Origin of the sequence: Amycolatopsis jiangsuensis (genome assembly GCF_014204865.1) — a bacterium.
Lineage (GTDB): Bacteria > Actinomycetota > Actinomycetes > Mycobacteriales > Pseudonocardiaceae > Amycolatopsis > Amycolatopsis jiangsuensis.
In genome coordinates this window covers 4,195,904-4,211,981 of sequence record NZ_JACHMG010000001.1, presented here as the reverse complement: position 1 = coordinate 4,211,981, position 16,078 = coordinate 4,195,904, and the positions used below count along the sequence as shown (strand labels likewise).

Here is a 16,078-nt window from a genome sequence, read left to right as displayed (position 1 = left end):
AAAATTGCTGTCCGTATGGCCCCCGCGAAGACCGGATAACGAGCCGGCTACCCGGATGGCCGATTCCTTCGCCGGACACCGTGTGCGCAGGGTGCGTCCGGCACTGTCGGTTACGGCCATGTAGGGGAATGACAGCGAGGCTACCGTTGGATGATGTCGGACGTAACCCCGCTGAGCGCCGAGATCCTGCGCCGCGCCCCCAAGGTCCTGCTGCACGACCATCTCGACGGCGGTCTCCGCCCGGCCACCGTCGCCGAGCTGGCCGACGAGACCGGCTACCGCGACCTGCCCACGAGCGATCCGGCGGAGCTGGGCCGCTGGTTCCGCGCCGCGGCCGACTCCGGATCGCTGGTGTCCTACCTCGAGACGTTCGCGCACACCTGCGGGGTGATGCAGACCGAGGAGGCGCTGGTCAGGGTTGCCGCGGAGGCCGTGGAGGACCTGGCAGCCGACGGGGTGGTCTACGCGGAGCTGCGGTACGCGCCGGAGTTGTTCGTCGAGCGTGGTCTTTCACTCGATGCGGTGGTCGAAGCGGTCCAGGCGGGATTCGTCGAGGGAACACGGCGCGTGGTCGCCGCGGGTGGCCGGATCCGGGTCCGGACGTTGCTGTGCGCGATGCGCCAGCACGCGCGCGCGATGGAGATCGCCGAGCTGGCGGTGCGCCACCGCGACGCGGGGGTGGCCGGCTTCGACATCGCCGGGCCGGAGGACGGTTTTCCGCCGAGCCGCAATCTCGACGCATTCGAGTTCCTGCGTCGCAACAATGCGCATTTCACCATTCATGCCGGCGAGGCTTTCGGAGTTCCCTCGATTCACGAGGCGCTACAGTTCTGCGGCGCCGAACGGCTCGGGCACGGTGTGCGGATCGCCGAGGACATCACCACCGGCCCGGACGGCGAGGTCCACCTTGGACGGTTGGCGGGTTATGTCCGCGACCGCCGGATCCCGTTGGAGATCTGTCCTTCGTCGAACGTCCAGACCGGAACCGTCGGATCGCTGCCCGAACACCCGATCGGCCTGCTCGCCCGGCTGCGCTTCCGGGTCACCGTGAACACCGACAACCGGCTGATGAGCGGATGCACGATGACCAGTGAATTCGCCGCGCTGGCCGAGACCTTCGGCTTCGGGCTGGCCGATCTGCGCTGGTTCACCATCAATGCCATGAAATCCGCGTTCCTCGATTTCGACGCACGGCTGGAGCTGATCGAGAAGGTGGTCAAGCCCGGCTACGCCGCGCTGGCCTGAGCCCTACCGGTACCGCGGCTCCGGGCGGTGCCGCCCGTCCGGAGTGGCAGCGGCCGTCCCCCGCGGACGGTTGCGGTACTTAGCATGCCCAACTAACGTTCATTATATAAGAAGGACTTCTCAGATAATGAGACGGTGACGGGAATGGCGCAGGTCACAGGTGAGGAGCAGGTGCGGGTACAGGGTGGTGCGCGCAGGTGGTTCATCCTCGCGCTCGGCCTTGCCGCGCAAACCGCGAGCTGCTCGTTCCTCTACGGTCTGCCGTTTCTCGTGCCGGCCATGCGTACGGCCGAGGGCCTCACGCTCGCCCAGTCCGGCACGGTCGTCGCCGCGCCGAGTATCGGGCTGTTGCTGACCCTGATCGCCTGGGGCGCGGCTGCGGACCGTTACGGGGAGCGGCTGATCATGGCCCTCGGACTGGGGCTGTCCGGGCTACTCCTGGTGTATGCCGCGCTGTGGTCTCACCCGGTTGGGCTACTCTTCGGCCTGTTCCTCGTTGCCGGAGCGTGCACGGCGTCGGTGAACGCGGCGAGCGGCCGGGTCGTGATGGGCTGGTTCACGAAATCCGAACGCGGCGTCGCGATGGGCATCCGGCAGACCGCGCAGCCGCTCGGTGTCGGAGTGGCCGCGCTGGGGCTGCCGCCGCTGGCCGCGCGCTGGGGATTCCAGGAAGCCATGCTCCTGCCCGCGGCGCTGGCGGTCGTGGTCGCGCTGCTGGTCGCAGTGTTCGTGGTCGACCCGCCGCGGCCTCCGCGACCGGGTAAGGGCGCCGAGAAACCCTTGTCGCCGTATCGCAAGCCGGCGCTGTGGCGCGTGCACGGGGCAAGTGCGTTGCTGGTCGTGCCGCAGTTCGCGGTGTCCGCGTTCGCGCCGGTGTACCTGGTCTCGCAGCAGGAGTGGAGTGCTTCGCAGGCGGGGATCTTCCTAGCCGTGGCGCAGGTGCTGGGTGCGCTGGGGAGGCTGGCGTCGGGTTACTGGTCCGACCGGGTGGGCAGCAGGCTGCGGCCGATGCGTCAGTTGGCGGTGGCCAGTGTCGTGGTTGTGCTGCTGGTCGCGCTCGGCGACGTGACGTGGGCGTGGCTGGTGTTGCTCGCGCTGGTGCTCGCCGCGGTGATCACGGTGGCGGACAACGGGCTCGGCTTCACCGCGTCCGCCGAGCTCGCCGGGGTCGCCTGGTCCGGCCGCGCGATGGGTGCGCAGAACACCGCACAGAACATCGCCTCCTCGCTGACCCCGCCGCTGCTCGGCCTGGTGATCGGGGACAGCCGTTACGCACTTGCCTTCTGTGTGGCCGCGATCTTTCCCGCGCTGGCGATCGGCGTGGTCCCGGTGCGCGCGGAGTCCGAAAAGGACTAGGTGCGCAGGCCGTCAAGGAAGAACCCGAGGTGCCGGCGCCAGGCCTCCGGGGCGGCGCCGGACCGGAACAGCTGGGACATGCTCACCATGAGCGGGGTCAGATCGCCCACCTCGAAGTCCGGGCGCAACCGGCCTGCCGCCTTCGCGCGGTCCAGCACCCGGGTGGCGCGCTCGAGTCCGGCATGGCAGGCCTCCAGCACGACGGGGCTGAGGGGGAACCGCCCGGCGAGGGCGTCGTTGAGTCCGGAGTCGTTGGCCTGCAAGGTGAACAGGCTTTCGACGAACGCGGTGAACCCCTGCCACGGGTCCGGCTCGGCCAGCGCCTGCCCGATGAGGTCGTCCAGTACGGCGATCTGCGCGGGCAGGACCGCGTCGAACAGCGCGTCGCGGGTGGCGAAGTGCGCGTAGAGAGTGCCGATGCTGACGCCGGCGTCGCGCGCGATCTGTTCCAGCGGCGTGTCGAGACCGCGTTCGGCGAACGCCCGCGTGGCGGCACTCAGCAGCTTGGTGCGGTTGCGGGCGGCGTCCGCACGCAACGGCTTGGATCCGGCGGCCATGCTCCCATCGTACAAAGTCGAGGCAAGTCTCGACTTGTGCTATCGTCGACCCTAAGTCGAGGAAGCCCTCGACTTAACTCGGACGAAGGAGATCACCATGACCAAGCCGACCGCCGTCATCCTCGGGGTCGGGCCCGGCCTCGGGCTTTCGATGGCGCACCGCTTCGGACAGGCGGGCCACGACGTCGCCCTCGTCTCGCGGTCGGACACCCGGCACGCCGGGTACCTGGCCGGCCTGTCCGAAGCCGGGATCACCGCGGAGGCGTTCACCGGCGACGTGTACACCGACCTCGGCTCCACTCTGGACGCCGTGACCGAGCGCTTCGGCCGGATCGACGTCGTCTACTACGGGCCGGCCGCGCTCGGGCCGGACAGCCTGCCGAAGCCCATCCTGGAAACCGGGCCCGCGGACGTCCGGCAGGCGATGAACGTGCTGTACCCGGCGGTCGAGGTGGTCGAGGCGACACTGCCGGGCATGCTCGAGCGCGGGACGGGCGGGTTCCTCTTCGCCGGCGGGCTCAGCGTGGTCCGGCCGATGCCCGCGATGGGATCGCTCGCGGTTGCCGGGGCGGCGCTGCACCACTACGCGAAAACACTGCACGAGGGACTGGCCGGCACCGGGGTGTACGCGGGCAGCCTGGTCATCGGCGGCCTCGTCGAACGCGGTGACATCTACCAGATGATGACCGCGCAACAGGGAAAAAACGGCGACGCCGGCAACCACACCCTCAACCCGGATGAGATCGCCGACGTCGCCTGGAAGCTGTATTCGGATCGCGAGAGCGCCGAAGCCGTGTTCGACGTACTCGGCTGACCGCGGGTGGGGGCTCAGAGCACCGTGAGCCGGTTCTCGAAAGCCTCCACCAGTTTGCGCCACGCACTCTGCTCGGTGTCGAACGGCGCGCTCGGCTCGAGCCGGCTCGGGTCCGGGCGAAGCACGAACGACACCAGCCAGCCGAGGCTTTCGCCTGCCGCCAGCGCGGTTTCCACGCTGTCGTCGCCTGCCCAGTCGCCCGCGTCGGTGAGCAGTTCGACGGCGAGCTCCAGCTGGGTCGGATCGATCGACTCGGGGCCCTCGGCGATGTCCTCGTCGAGACCGTTCAGCACGTAGGTGTTGTCCGCGTCGACCTCGATCTCCAGCTCGCCCGCGGTGGCCTTCTCCCGCACCTCGTCCCAGGTGGACACGTCGGTGAGGTCGGTGTCGGCCAGCTCCTTGCCGTCGGTGATCGCGGACAGCAGCGCCTTCGCCGAGCCGAACACGTCGATCTCGCCCTCGTTGCCGAGGAAGACCGGCTTGTCGTCGAGGTAGCAGCGCAGCGTGTAGTACTCCGCGCCGGCGGTGACGATCTTGATCGGGTCGATGCCGACCTCGCCCCAGAATCCCACCGGCTCGTCGTCGCCCTCGTCCTCGGAGTCCTCGGCGTCCTCGGAGTCCACCGCTTCGAGGTCCTCCGGGCCGCCGTCCTCGGCGTCGGCCTCGGACTCGGCGGACTCCTCGTGGAAGGCAGCCAGCTCTTCGGCGGTCTGGTCGAGCACCGCGGAGTCGACCTCGGGCACGGTGACGAGCCCGTCGATCGCGTCGAGCACCACGTCCCACTTCTCCGAGACGGCCTTCGACAGGTCGTTCCACAGTGCTTCGCCCTCACGCCCGGTGAACGGCAGCCTGCCCTGCTCCAGCAGCGAGAAGCCCTCGTAGGCGTCCAGCACCTCGTGCACTTCCTCCAGCTCGCACACGTCCGCGAGCGAGCGCACGATGCCGACGATCTCGGCGAGCTCGCCGATGGTCCACGAGTCCGGCTCCTCGGCGACCAGCTCCGGCACGCCGACCAGGTCGTAGGAGTGGTCGTCGTCCGGGATCAGCTCCGGCACGTTCAGCTCGGGCACCGCGTCCCACGCCGGGTGGTCGAGCAGGTCGTGCTGCTCGGAGGTGCGCACGAAAGCCGCCAGGTGGGCGGCGTCCGGGAAGGCGTACAGGTCGTCCTCGTCGCCGAGGAACGCTTCCCACTCCTCGCCGTCCTCCCGCCACCGCGGGGCCCAGAGGGTGACCACGTCGCCCTGCGGCAGCCCGAGTTCGATCGGGATGATGTCCTGTGCCATTGCCGATTCCTCCGCGAGTACCGCCCGTGTGCGCGCCCGGCCGCCGGTATCCCCCGGTCGGTGCGCGGTACCGCGAAGCCTACGGGTTCGGGCAAGCACCCGCGATCTCCCCTGCGGAACTGCCCGCCGCGGGATGGCACGATGGGTCCCGCGATGACACTCACAGACCTCCTGCCTGCGGATCCGGACCCGGACGCCCTCTTCGAAGCCTTCTCCACCTGGACGGCCGAACGGGGGATCGAGCTGTACCCGGCCCAGGAGGAGGCGCTGATCGAAGTCGTCTCCGGCGCCAACGTGATCCTCTCCACCCCGACCGGGTCCGGGAAGAGCCTGGTCGCGGTCGGCGCCCACTTCGCCGCACTCGCACACGGGCACCGCAGTTACTACACCGCGCCGATCAAGGCACTGGTCTCGGAGAAGTTCTTCCAGCTCATCGAGATCTTCGGGGCCGATCAGGTGGGCATGCTGACCGGAGACTCGAGTGTCAACGCCGAGGCCCCGATCGTCTGCTGCACCGCGGAAATCCTGGCGAACATCGCGTTGCGCGACGGTGCCGCGGCCCCGGTGGGGCAGGTCGTGGCGGACGAGTTCCACTTCTACTCCGAACCGGACCGCGGCTGGGCGTGGCAGGTACCGCTGATCGAACTGCCGAAGGCGCAGTTCGTGCTGATGTCGGCGACCCTCGGCGACGTCTCGTTCTTCGAGGAGGACCTGACCCGCCGCACCGGGCGGGCCACCGCGGTGGTCACCTCCGCGCAGCGGCCGGTCCCGCTGACCTACCGCTACGCGCTCACCCCGCTGCACGAGACGATGTCCGAGCTGCTGAACGGCGGTCAGGCGCCGGTGTACGTCGTGCACTTCTCGCAGGCCGCGGCCATCGAGCGGGCGCAGACGCTGATGAGCATCAACGTGACCACTCGCGCGGAGAAGGATGCCATCGCCGAACTGCTCGGCGACTTCCGGTTTTCCGCCGGCTTCGGCAAGACGCTGTCGCGGCTCGTGCGGCACGGCATCGGCGTGCACCACGCGGGCATGCTCCCGAAGTACCGGCGGCTGGTGGAAACGCTGGCGCAGTCGGGGCTGCTCAAGGTGATCTGCGGGACGGACACGCTCGGCGTGGGAATCAACGTGCCGATCCGGACGGTGGTGTTCTCCGCGCTGACGAAGTACGACGGGGTGCGCCAGCGGCATCTGAAGGCGCGTGAGTTCCACCAGATCGCCGGGCGGGCAGGCCGGGCCGGTTACGACACCGACGGTTACGTGGTGGTGCAGGCGCCGGATCACGTGGTGGAGAACGCCAAGGCGCTGGAGAAGGCGGGCGACGACCCGAAGAAGAAAAAGAAGATCGTCCGGAAGAAGGCGCCCGAGGGCTTCGTCAACTGGACCGAGAGCACCTTCGACCGGCTGATCGCCGCCGAGCCAGAGCCGCTGCACTCCAGCTTCCGGGTCAGCCACTCGATGCTGCTGAACGTGATCTCCCGGCCGGGTAACGCTTTCGACGCGATGCGGCATCTGCTGGAGGACAACCACGCGGACCGGCCTGCGCAGCGGAAGCTGATCCTGCGTGCGATCGAGATCTACCGTTCGCTGCTGGCCGCAGGGGTCGTGGAACGACTGTCCGAACCGGACGCCGAAGGACGGATCGTACGGCTGACCGTGGACCTGCAGTTCGACTTCGCGTTGAACCAGCCGCTCTCCCCGTTCGCGCTGGCCGCGATCGACCTGCTCGACCCGGAGTCACCCGGCTACGCACTCGACGTCGTGTCCATTGTGGAATCCACTGTGGATGACCCGCGGCCGGTGCTGTCGCAGCAGCAGTTCAAGGCCCGCGGTGAGGCCGTGCAGGCGATGAAGGCCGACGGGATCGAGTACGAGGAGCGGATGGAGCTGCTCGAGAACGTCACGTACCCGAAGCCGTTGGAGGAGCTGCTTTCCGGCGCGTACCAGTCGTACCGGCAGGGGCATCCGTGGGTGGCCGACTACGAGCTGTCGCCGAAGTCGGTGGTGCGCGACATGTACGAGCGCGCGATGAACTTCGTCGAGTTCGTGGGTTTCTACCAGCTCGCCCGGTCCGAGGGCCTGGTGCTGCGCTACCTCGCCAACACCTACGACGCACTGCGGCACACTGTTCCGGACGAGGCCAAGACTGAGCCGTTGCAGGATCTGATCGAATGGCTCGGCGAACTGGTCCGGCAGGTCGACTCCAGCCTGCTCGACGAGTGGGAAGCGTTGCGGCATCCCGGTGCCGAAGGTCCGGTGTCGCACCGTCCGCCGCCCGAACCGCCCGCGGTGACCCGCAACGAGCGGGCGTTCCGGGTACTGGTGCGCAACGAGTTGTTCCGCCGGGTGGAGCTGGCTTCGCGCGGTGCCTACGAAGCGCTCGGTGAACTGGACGCCGCGTCCGGCTGGGACGCCGACGCGTGGGAAGACGCCATCGAGGACTACTTCGACGAGCACGAAACCCTGGGCATCGGCCCGGACGCCCGCGGCCCGGCGCTGCTGCTGATCGAACGCGAGCCGCGGCTCTGGCGAGTACGCCAGATCTTCGACGACCCCGCCGGTGACCACGACTGGGGCATCAGCGCCGAGATCGACCTGGCCGCCTCGGACGAGGCGGGGTCCGCGGTGGTGCGTGTCGTGGACGTCAACCAGCTCTGAGTCCCGCACCGGTTTCCGTTACGCAGGCTGGTTCTGCCGGGTCCCGAGTACCGCGTTCAGCAGGCCGGGGAAGCGCCGCTCCATGTCGTCGCGGCGCACGGTGACGATCCGCCTGCGTCCCTCCGCGACGGTGCTGATCAGGCCCGCTTCCCGCAGCACGCGGTAGTGGTGGGAGATCGTCGGGTTGCTCAGGCCGAGGTCGGCCTTCTCGACCACGACAGCGCAGTCGATCGGCTCCGAACCGCGGTACAGCTCGGTCATCAACGCCCGCCTGCCCGGTTCGGCGAGCGCGCTGAGGACGACCGTGAGATCGAACGAGTCGACTGAGGGTTCGGGCAGCGCGCGCGGCATCGTTCGCCTCCGTTCGATCGTTTGACGCTCATCGAATCGTAGCTTACTGTCGAATCCTGTGATGATTCGACAAGTATCAAATGGTTGGCGGGCGGCGCTGCCGGTCCTTGCCGCCGTCAGGTCCGGGTCGACCCTGGGCGAAGGAGACGCCGTGCCGGGTAGTGCCGAGGAGCCGATCCGATGACCGGCGTACTCGTGACCGGTGGCACCGGGAACATCGGCCGCGAACTGGTGCGGCTGATGCGCGCCCAGGGCGTGGCGGTTCGAGTGGCCAGCCGTAACCCCAGCTCCGACGATCCGGACGCAATCCGGTTCGACTGGGCCGATCCGGCCACCCATCCGGCGGCTCTCGACGGACAGGACCGGCTCTTCGTCGTGCCTCCGGCGCGGAGCGTGGACCCGATCCCGTCGGTCGGGCCGTTCCTGGCCGAGGCGCGGCGCCTCGGTGTGCGCAAGGTGGTGCTTCTCGGCTCCGCCGTTCCCCTCGCCCCGAGCGCGCCGGAACTGGCCGCCCAGGTGCTGGACCGGCCCGGCGGGATCGTGTTGCGCCCGTCCGGGTTCATGCAGAACTTCCTGAGCCCGCATCCGGTGGGCGAGCGGATCCGGCGGCACGGTGAGATCCGCACCGTGCCGGCGACGGCCGGGCGGGGTGGATCGACACGCGCGACGTCGCGGCGACCGCCGCCGCGGCCCTGCTGCGTGATTTCGGCGACCAGCGTGACTACGTGCTGACCGGACCGCAGGCGTTGAGTTACCCAGAGGCGGCGGAGATCATCACCGCGGGCACCGGGCGGAAGATCCGGATCGTGCACGCCGGCGCGGACGAGCAGGCGGCCGATCTGCGGACCGCGGGCGTGCCGGCGGGTTTCGCCCGGCTCCTCGCCGCAGCCGACGCCGGGGTCCGTGACGGCGGGCAAGCCGAGGTCAGCACCGCGGTGCTCGATCTGACGGGCCGGCCGCCCCGTACCTTCAGCCAGTTCGTTCACGACCACGCGGCCCGGTGGGCACCGGCCGCGTGAGCGGAGGCGTCGGTTGCGTCAGCTCATGAGCATCGTCCGTGCGTCGGCGCCGCGTTTCCAGAGCCCGATCGCGAACGCGGCGGTGGCTTCGAGCAGCGGGGCGCGGTCGAGGCCGCCGGCGGGCAGGGGAGTGGCGCCGACGTCACGGACCAGTTCGGCGGCCACCTCGACCGCGGCAGGGTCGCCACACAGCGGGACGCCGAGCGGACGCCCCTCGAACGTCGGCGGCGCCATTCGCCAGACGTCCACGTGGGCCAGGTTGAACGCCTTCACCACGGACGCACCGGGCACGTGGCCGGCGATCCTGGTGGCGACGGGCGTGCCGGGCGGTTCCGCGTCGCCGGGGGTGTTGGTGCAGTCCAGCAGCACCGTGCCGGACAGGTTGAGGGAGGGCAGGAGCTCGTCGAGTGCGGAGGACGGCACAGCGAGCAGGACGGCGTCGGCCTCGCGGGCGGCGTCTGCCCAGGATTTGACCTCGGCACCGAGTTCGGCGGCGAGTTTCGCGGTACGGCCGCGGTCGCGGCCGGAGACGGTGAGGTCGTGGCGGGTCCACCGGGACCCGAGGGCGGCGGCCATTCCGCCGGTGCCGAAGATCGCGATGCGCATGGGTTTCTCCTCCGGTTGTGGTTGACTCCGAAGGTAGAAACCCTGCCGGGAACCACGAGGTAACCACCGATGAACTTCCTCGCCGACTGCCGTACGCGGCTCGCCTTCGACCTGGTCGGGAACACGTGGCACCCGGTCGTGCTGTGGGCACTGAAGGACGGCCCACGCCGGCACGGAGAACTACGCACGATGATCGGCGGCATCAGCGCGAAGGTGCTCACCGAGGCGCTCCGCAAGCTGGAGCGGGACGGAATGGTCGAACGCGTGGCAGGCGGCTACGGCCTGACCCGGCTGGGCGTGAGTTTCCTCGGCCCGATCGAGGCCTTCGGCCACTGGGCCGAGGAACACGGGGACGAGGTCGTGGCCGCGCAGGCCGACGCGATCAGCCGGTGAAACGCCGCACCGCGCGGTGGAACCACCGAACTCGCTCCTGAGATCAAGCCGGGGGCCGAGCCTGTAGCAGCTCCGGGTCCGCGGCGAAACCGTGCCGCCGGTATGCCGGCACGGCTCGCGTCGACGAATGGACAGTGACTCGCTCCAGGCCCAGCTCGGCGCCCAGGCGCAGGATGGCGTCGATCAGCAACCCGCCGAGTCCGCGGCCGCGAGCCTCCGGAACGACGTAGACGCACTGCAGGTCTCCGGACGCGCGCCGGAACTTTCGCGGGGTCGGCACACGAGCGGTGACCACGAGAAACGCCATGCCTGCCACCTCGTCGTCCTGGGTCAGCACAAGGCAGTGGTGCGTGGCCGCGTTCTCCCGTGTCCAGGCGACGAACTCTCGTACGAACTCGTCGCGGTCGAGGTCCGGCGGGCCGTCCTGTTCGGCCACCCATCGCCACCGCAAGGCGGCGACCGTTTCGAGTTCTGCTGGGCGTGCGGTGCGTACTTCGGTCTCCGGCATGCTTACCCGGTCACGTCCCGGGCAGTGGCGGCAGCGGCTTCGCCCGGGCCAGTTCCAGCAACGGCTCCGCGGCGGCCGCGTCGGTGACCAAAGTGGACACCATGCCCGAGCGCAGTACCGCGTCCACCGCCTCGGCCTTCGGCCTGCTGTAGCCGATCGCGATCACCTCCGGCACGGCCACCAGTTCTTCGCGGCTGATCGCCAGCACGTGGTGGGTCAGGCCGGTCGACACCGGCGTGCCGGCCGCGTCGAACAGCCGCGCGGCCACTTCGGCGGTCGCGCCGCGGGCGGCGATGGCGGCGCGCTCGGCGTCGTCGAGTGCGTCGTAGACGGTGGATTCGCCGCTGGTCCATGCGCCGATGCTCACCACGGCCTTGGTGAGCTTGCCGAACTGCGCGAACGTCTCGGCGATCCCCGGCTGGTGCCGCAGGATCTCGGTGGTCCGCTGGTCGGGCAGCACGAGCGGGCCGAAGATCGGGTAGGCGTCGCCGCCGGACACCGACGTCACCCGGCTCACCGTTTCCACCGACCGGCCACGCATGTCCATGCCTGCCTGTACTCCGCACAACTGCACGATCGGGCACCGTGGCAAGGTCCGGATCGCTTCGGTCATCGCGTTCACCGAACGCGCCCACGACATCCCGATCACGTCCTCGGGCACGGCGATCTCCTCCAGCAGCCGGGCGGCCAGCGCGCCGACCCGCCTGCGCACGACCTCCTTCGGCTCCCGCATCGAGGATTTCTCGAGGACCAGCGCACGGTCGAGCCGGTACGCTCTGCGGACCTCGTCGCAGAGTTCGACGTCGACCGGGGCCGGCAGGTCGAACTCGATGCGCACCAGGCCGCTCTCCCGCGCCGAGTCCAGCATGCGAGCGACCTTGAACCGGCTCACCCCGAACTCGTCGGCGATCTCCAGCTTGGAGTGTCCCTGCACGTAGAACCGCCGGGCCATGGTGGCGAGGCGCAAGGTCTCGCTGAGTGGCGGCTGCCCTTTCTTCCTGCTCACATGAGCACTATAGCTCGAAACTGAGCGGTAAGTGTTGACGTAACCCCCAGGAAACGCCTGTAATGCTCTCGCATATTAGGTGCGGCATAGATCGATGTTGCTCGGATGAGCACCCAGGAAGGTGATTGGCATGCGTGCCGCGATCGTGGACCGGCCCGGAGAGATCCGGGTCGGCGAGGTTCCCGATCCCAAACCCGGGGAGCGCCAGGTCGTCGTGAAGGTGGGTGCCTGCGGAATCTGCGGCACGGACCTGCACATCGCCGACGGGCACTTCCCGCCGACCCCGTACCCCATCGTCCCCGGTCACGAGTTCGCCGGGGAGATCGTCGAACTCGGCGCCGACGTGCCGGGCGAGTGGAAAGTCGGCGACCGCGTCGCGGTCGACCCGTCGATCTACTGCGGGTACTGCACACCGTGCCGCTCCGGGCACGGCAATCTCTGCGCCAACTGGAACGCCACCGGGGACACCGTCAACGGTGCGTTCGCCGAGTACGTGGCGGTCCCCGCGGACACCTGCCACCAGATGCCCGACTCCCTGACCTGGGAGCAGGGTGCGCTGGTCGAGCCGGTCTCGTGCGCCGTGCACGGGGTGCGCCGGATCGGCGTCGAAGCCGGGGAGCGGTTCCTGGTCGTCGGTGCCGGCACGATGGGCCTGATCATGCAGCAGCTGCTGCAGCGGGCCGGCGCGCAGGTGACGATGGTCGACCGCAACGCCGCGCGGCTGCCGCGCGCGACCGACCTTGGAGCCACCGCGGTGGCCGAGGACGTGTCCGCATTGGACGGCGAGCGTTACGACGCCGCGGTGGACTGCACCGGCGCCGCGCCCGCCATCGAATCCGCCTTCGACGCGCTTCGCCGCGGCGGCAGGCTGCTGGTGTTCGGCGTCGCGCCGGCGGAGGCCCGCGTGGCCCTGTCGCCGTTCCGCATCTACAACGACGAGATCACCATCGTCGGCTCGATGGCCGTGCTGAACAGCTACGGCACCGCGCTCGACCTCGTGGCGAACGGCTACATCGACACCGAGGCCCTGATCACCGACACGCTGCCGCTCGAGCAGTACCCGGAGGCACTGGCGAAGATGCGCAGTGGTTCCGGGCTCAAGATCCAGGTCCTGCCCGGAGGTGGCCGTGCGTAAGCTCCTGTGTCTCCTTGCCGCAACAGCGCTGTTCGTGACGGGATGCGCCGGAGCCGGCTCGCTCGGCAACGGCGAGCGGACGCTGGTCGTCGCGATCGTGTCCAACGCGCAGATGAAGGACGCGATCTCGCTCAAGGGGGAGTTCGAGAAGAAGAACCCCGGGGTGAACCTGAAGTTCGTCTCCCTGCCGGAGAACGAGGCCCGCGCCAAGATCACCGCCTCCACCGCCACCCAGGGCGGCGAGTTCGACGTGGTGATGATCAGCAACTACGAGGCCCCGCAGTGGGCGGCCAACGGCTGGCTCGAGAACCTCGAACCGCACATGAAGGCCACCCCCGGCTACGACGAGAACGACTTCATCCCGAGCATCCGGGATTCGCTGTCGTACCAGAACCAGATGTACGCGGTACCGTTCTACGGCGAGTCGTCCTTCGTCGCCTACCGCAAGGATCTGTTCCAGAAGGCCGGGATCACCATGCCGGCGCATCCCACCTGGGCGCAGATCGCCGAGTACGCCGCGAAGCTCGACGACAAGCAGGCCGGCGTCGCCGGGATCTGCCTGCGTGGCAAGCCCGGCTGGGGCGAAAGCCTCGCGCCGTTCACCACCGTCGCCAACACCTTCGGCGCGCAGTATTTCGACAAGGACTGGAACGCCAAGCTCACCAGTCCCGAGTTCACCAAGGCGGCGAACTTCTACGTGAACCTGGTGCGCGAGCACGGTGAGGTGGGTGCCTCCAGCGCCGGGTTCACCGAATGCGGCACGCAGTACGCGCAGGGCAACGTCGCGATGTGGTACGACGCCACGTCGATGACCGGCACCACCGAGGACCCCTCCACCAGCCACGTGGTCGGGAAGAACGGCTATGCCCCGGCCCCGGTCGACAAGACCCAGGCCAGCGGATGGCTCTACGCCTGGTCGCTGGCCATCCCGAAGGTCGCCAAGGACAAGGACGACGCCTGGAAGTTCATGGCCTGGATGACCGACAAGGAGTACGCGAAGAAGGTCGGCGAGGCCTACGGCTGGAACCGCGTGCCGCCGGGCACCCGCAAGTCCGTCTACGAGATCCCGCAGTACAAGGACGCGGCGAAGGCGTACGCGCAGCCCACGCTGGACGGCATCGCGAACGCCAACCAGCAGAAGACGATGGTGTCCGCGCCGCCCTACCCTGGCATCCAGTTCGTCGGCATCCCGGAGTTCCAGGATCTCGGCACCCGGGTGAGCCAGCAGCTCTCGGCGGCCATCGCCGGGCAGACCTCGGTGGCGGACGCGCTCGAGCAGTCCCAGAAGTACGCGGAGACCGTGGGCAAGTCCTACCAGGAGGTGGCCGGATGAGTACCCTCTCCGTCCCCGCCGGCACCGCGCCGGCAACCACGAGCCGGACCGAGAAGAAGGCCACGAACAAGACCGGCAAACGCAGGCTTCCGCTGCTGCCCGCGCTGATCTTCGTCATCGCGGTGACCCAGATCCCGTTCCTGCTCACGCTGTTCTACTCGTTCCAGTCCTGGAACCTGGTGCGGCCGGGCTCGCAGCATTTCGTCGGCCTGCAGAACTACGTCGACGTCTTCACCGACAGCACGTTCCTCGGCGCGCTGCTCAACACCGTGGTGCTCACCGTGGTGTGCGTGTTCGTCTCGCTGCTGCTCGGGCTCGGGCTCGCGATCCTGCTGGACCGCAAGTTCGCCGGCCGCGGTTTCGTGCGCACGCTGCTGATCACGCCGTTCCTGATCCTCCCGGCGGCCGGTGCGCTGCTGTGGAAGACCACGATGTTCGACCCGACGTTCGGGCTGCTGCACTTCGTGTTCAACACCGACGTCGACTGGCTCTCGCAGTTCCCGCTGGCCGCGGTGATGGCGCAGATCGTGTGGCAGTGGACGCCGTTCATGATGCTGCTGACCCTGGCCGGCCTGCAGAGCCAGTCGAAGGAGGTGCTGGAGGCCGCCTCGGTGGACGGGGCGAACCGCTGGCGCACCTTCTTCTCGATCACGCTGCCGCACCTGTCGCGGTTCCTGCAGCTGGCCACGCTGCTGGGCGCGATCTACATCGTGAACAGCTTCGACGCGATCTTCCTGATGACCCAGGGCGGTCCGGGCACGGCCAGCACGAACCTGCCGTTCTACATCTACCAGCGCGCGTTCGAGGGCTTCGACATCGGCCAGTCCTCGGCGATGGGTGTCGTGGTGGTCATCCTGACCATGATCGTCGCGACCTTCGCCCTGCGGCTGATGTTCCGCGCGTTCTCCGTGGACGGAGGTACGAAGTGACTACCGCAACCGCCACCCGGCCGGCCACGGCCACGCCGGAGACACCGCGCCGCAACACCAAGCGGCGCTACGGCCCGGGCACGCTGACCGTCGCCACGTGGGTGCTGGCGATCCTGTTCGTGTTCCCGCTGCTGTGGATGATCCTCACCGCGTTCAAGCAGGAGTCGGACGCCTACACCGATCCGCCGAAGCTGTTCTTCAAGCCGACCTTCGACCAGATCTCCGGGGTGCTGAAGGGCGACTTCCTGCCCTACCTCGGCAACTCGGCGTTCGTCACGATCATCTCGACGCTGCTGGTGCTGCTGCTGGGCATCCCGGCCGCGTACGCGCTGTCGCTGGCCCCGGTCAAGGGTACGAAGAACGCGTTGAGCTTCTTCCTCTCCACGAAGATGCTGCCGATCGTCGCGGCGATCATCCCGCTGTACGTGATCTCCCAGAACACCAACCTGCTGGACACGGTGTGGGCGCTGATCATCCTGTACACCGCGATGAACCTGCCGCTGGCGATCTGGATGATGCGGTCGTTCTTCATGGAGGTGCCCGGCGAGATGATCGAGGCGGCGCGGATCGACGGGGCGAACCTGCCGACGCTGCTGCGCAAGATCATCATGCCGGTGGTCGCGCCGGGTGTCGCCGCGACCGCGTTGATCTGCGTGATCTTCTCCTGGACGGAGTTCTTCTACGCGGTCAACCTCACCGCCGCCAGGGCCGGCACCGTGCCGGTGTTCCTGGTCGGCTTCATCACCAGCGAGGGCCTGTACTGGGCTCAGCTGTCCGCTGCCGCGCTGCTGGCCTCGTTGCCGGTGATGATCGTGGGCTGGTTCGCGCAGAACCACCTCGTGCGTGGTCTGTCCATGGGCGCCGTGAAGTAAAGGAAGAGCGCAG

At 68.7% G+C, this 16,078-nt stretch carries 17 protein-coding genes; 11 read left to right on the top strand and 6 right to left on the bottom strand.

Annotated elements, in window-relative coordinates; translation table 11 throughout:
* The first annotated feature begins 153 nt into the window (after window positions 1-153).
* Together BJY18_RS18580 and BJY18_RS18575 are read left to right on the top strand one after the other, a co-directional pair.
* Window positions 154-1,245, top strand: a complete 1,092-nt coding sequence (locus tag BJY18_RS18580) for an adenosine deaminase (protein ID WP_184781177.1) — start codon at window positions 154-156, stop codon at window positions 1,243-1,245.
* 144 nt (window positions 1,246-1,389) lie between these two features.
* A complete protein-coding gene (locus BJY18_RS18575) occupies window positions 1,390-2,601 on the top strand; it encodes an MFS transporter (protein WP_184781176.1) in 1,212 nt (403 codons plus the stop codon).
* Here the strand turns inward: BJY18_RS18575 and BJY18_RS18570 are convergent.
* On the bottom strand, window positions 2,598-3,158 hold the full coding sequence (locus BJY18_RS18570) for a TetR/AcrR family transcriptional regulator (RefSeq protein WP_184781175.1): 561 nt from the start codon (window positions 3,156-3,158) through the stop codon (window positions 2,598-2,600). The two genes, BJY18_RS18575 and BJY18_RS18570, sit on opposite strands and share 4 nt — an antisense overlap.
* Before the next feature lie 97 nt (window positions 3,159-3,255).
* On the opposite strand from BJY18_RS18570, the gene BJY18_RS18565 reads away from it, so the two are divergent.
* A complete protein-coding gene (locus tag BJY18_RS18565) occupies window positions 3,256-3,972 on the top strand; it encodes an SDR family NAD(P)-dependent oxidoreductase (RefSeq protein ID WP_184781174.1) in 717 nt (238 codons plus the stop codon).
* Between the two features lie 14 nt (window positions 3,973-3,986).
* Here BJY18_RS18565 and BJY18_RS18560 read toward each other — a convergent pair whose 3' ends face one another.
* Window positions 3,987-5,255: a SatS C-terminal domain-containing protein gene (locus tag BJY18_RS18560; protein ID WP_184781173.1), complete on the bottom strand. Its 1,269-nt coding sequence runs from the start codon at window positions 5,253-5,255 to the stop codon at window positions 3,987-3,989.
* A gap of 153 nt (window positions 5,256-5,408) precedes the next feature.
* Here BJY18_RS18560 and BJY18_RS18555 point away from each other — a divergent pair, with 153 nt between their 5' ends.
* On the top strand, window positions 5,409-7,913 hold the full coding sequence (locus tag BJY18_RS18555; RefSeq protein WP_184781172.1) for a DEAD/DEAH box helicase: 2,505 nt from the start codon (window positions 5,409-5,411) through the stop codon (window positions 7,911-7,913).
* An 18-nt stretch (window positions 7,914-7,931) separates the two neighbouring features.
* Here the strand turns inward: BJY18_RS18555 and BJY18_RS18550 are convergent, their stop codons facing one another.
* Window positions 7,932-8,264: an ArsR/SmtB family transcription factor gene (locus BJY18_RS18550; protein WP_184781171.1), complete on the bottom strand. Its 333-nt coding sequence runs from the start codon at window positions 8,262-8,264 to the stop codon at window positions 7,932-7,934.
* A gap of 180 nt (window positions 8,265-8,444) precedes the next feature.
* Here BJY18_RS18550 and BJY18_RS18545 point away from each other — a divergent pair, with 180 nt between their 5' ends.
* On the top strand, window positions 8,445-8,996 hold the full coding sequence (locus BJY18_RS18545; protein ID WP_246458915.1) for an SDR family oxidoreductase: 552 nt from the start codon (window positions 8,445-8,447) through the stop codon (window positions 8,994-8,996).
* On the top strand, window positions 8,990-9,283 hold the full coding sequence (locus BJY18_RS36950; RefSeq protein ID WP_246458913.1) for a Rossmann-fold NAD(P)-binding domain-containing protein: 294 nt from the start codon (window positions 8,990-8,992) through the stop codon (window positions 9,281-9,283). Before BJY18_RS18545 ends, BJY18_RS36950 begins: the two co-directional genes overlap by 7 nt.
* Window positions 9,284-9,301: 18 nt before the next feature.
* Here BJY18_RS36950 and BJY18_RS18540 read toward each other — a convergent pair whose 3' ends face one another.
* On the bottom strand, window positions 9,302-9,889 hold the full coding sequence (locus BJY18_RS18540) for an NADPH-dependent F420 reductase (protein WP_184781170.1): 588 nt from the start codon (window positions 9,887-9,889) through the stop codon (window positions 9,302-9,304).
* Between the two features lie 69 nt (window positions 9,890-9,958).
* Here BJY18_RS18540 and BJY18_RS18535 point away from each other — a divergent pair, with 69 nt between their 5' ends.
* On the top strand, window positions 9,959-10,282 hold the full coding sequence (locus BJY18_RS18535) for a winged helix-turn-helix transcriptional regulator (RefSeq protein ID WP_184781169.1): 324 nt from the start codon (window positions 9,959-9,961) through the stop codon (window positions 10,280-10,282).
* 43 nt (window positions 10,283-10,325) lie between these two features.
* Here BJY18_RS18535 and BJY18_RS18530 read toward each other — a convergent pair whose 3' ends face one another.
* On the bottom strand, window positions 10,326-10,790 hold the full coding sequence (locus BJY18_RS18530) for a GNAT family N-acetyltransferase (protein WP_184781168.1): 465 nt from the start codon (window positions 10,788-10,790) through the stop codon (window positions 10,326-10,328).
* A 10-nt stretch (window positions 10,791-10,800) separates the two neighbouring features.
* Entirely contained in the window at window positions 10,801-11,742 is a 942-nt protein-coding gene (locus BJY18_RS18525) for a sugar-binding transcriptional regulator (protein ID WP_184784701.1), read from the bottom strand.
* A gap of 184 nt (window positions 11,743-11,926) precedes the next feature.
* Here BJY18_RS18525 and BJY18_RS18520 point away from each other — a divergent pair, with 184 nt between their 5' ends.
* From BJY18_RS18520 to BJY18_RS18505, 4 genes are all read left to right on the top strand, one after another.
* Complete coding sequence (locus tag BJY18_RS18520; RefSeq protein ID WP_184781167.1) at window positions 11,927-12,931, top strand: zinc-dependent alcohol dehydrogenase family protein; 1,005 nt, start codon at window positions 11,927-11,929, stop codon at window positions 12,929-12,931.
* The gene (locus BJY18_RS18515) at window positions 12,924-14,264 is read left to right on the top strand and encodes an ABC transporter substrate-binding protein (protein WP_376774688.1); all 1,341 of its coding nucleotides are present in this window, start codon (window positions 12,924-12,926) and stop codon (window positions 14,262-14,264) included. Before BJY18_RS18520 ends, BJY18_RS18515 begins: the two co-directional genes overlap by 8 nt.
* Window positions 14,261-15,193: a carbohydrate ABC transporter permease gene (locus BJY18_RS18510; RefSeq protein ID WP_184781165.1), complete on the top strand. Its 933-nt coding sequence runs from the start codon at window positions 14,261-14,263 to the stop codon at window positions 15,191-15,193. Before BJY18_RS18515 ends, BJY18_RS18510 begins: the two co-directional genes overlap by 4 nt.
* Before the next feature lie 83 nt (window positions 15,194-15,276).
* Window positions 15,277-16,065, top strand: coding sequence for a carbohydrate ABC transporter permease (locus BJY18_RS18505; protein ID WP_184784700.1), 789 nt, complete (start codon window positions 15,277-15,279; stop codon window positions 16,063-16,065).
* Window positions 16,066-16,078 lie beyond the last annotated feature (13 nt).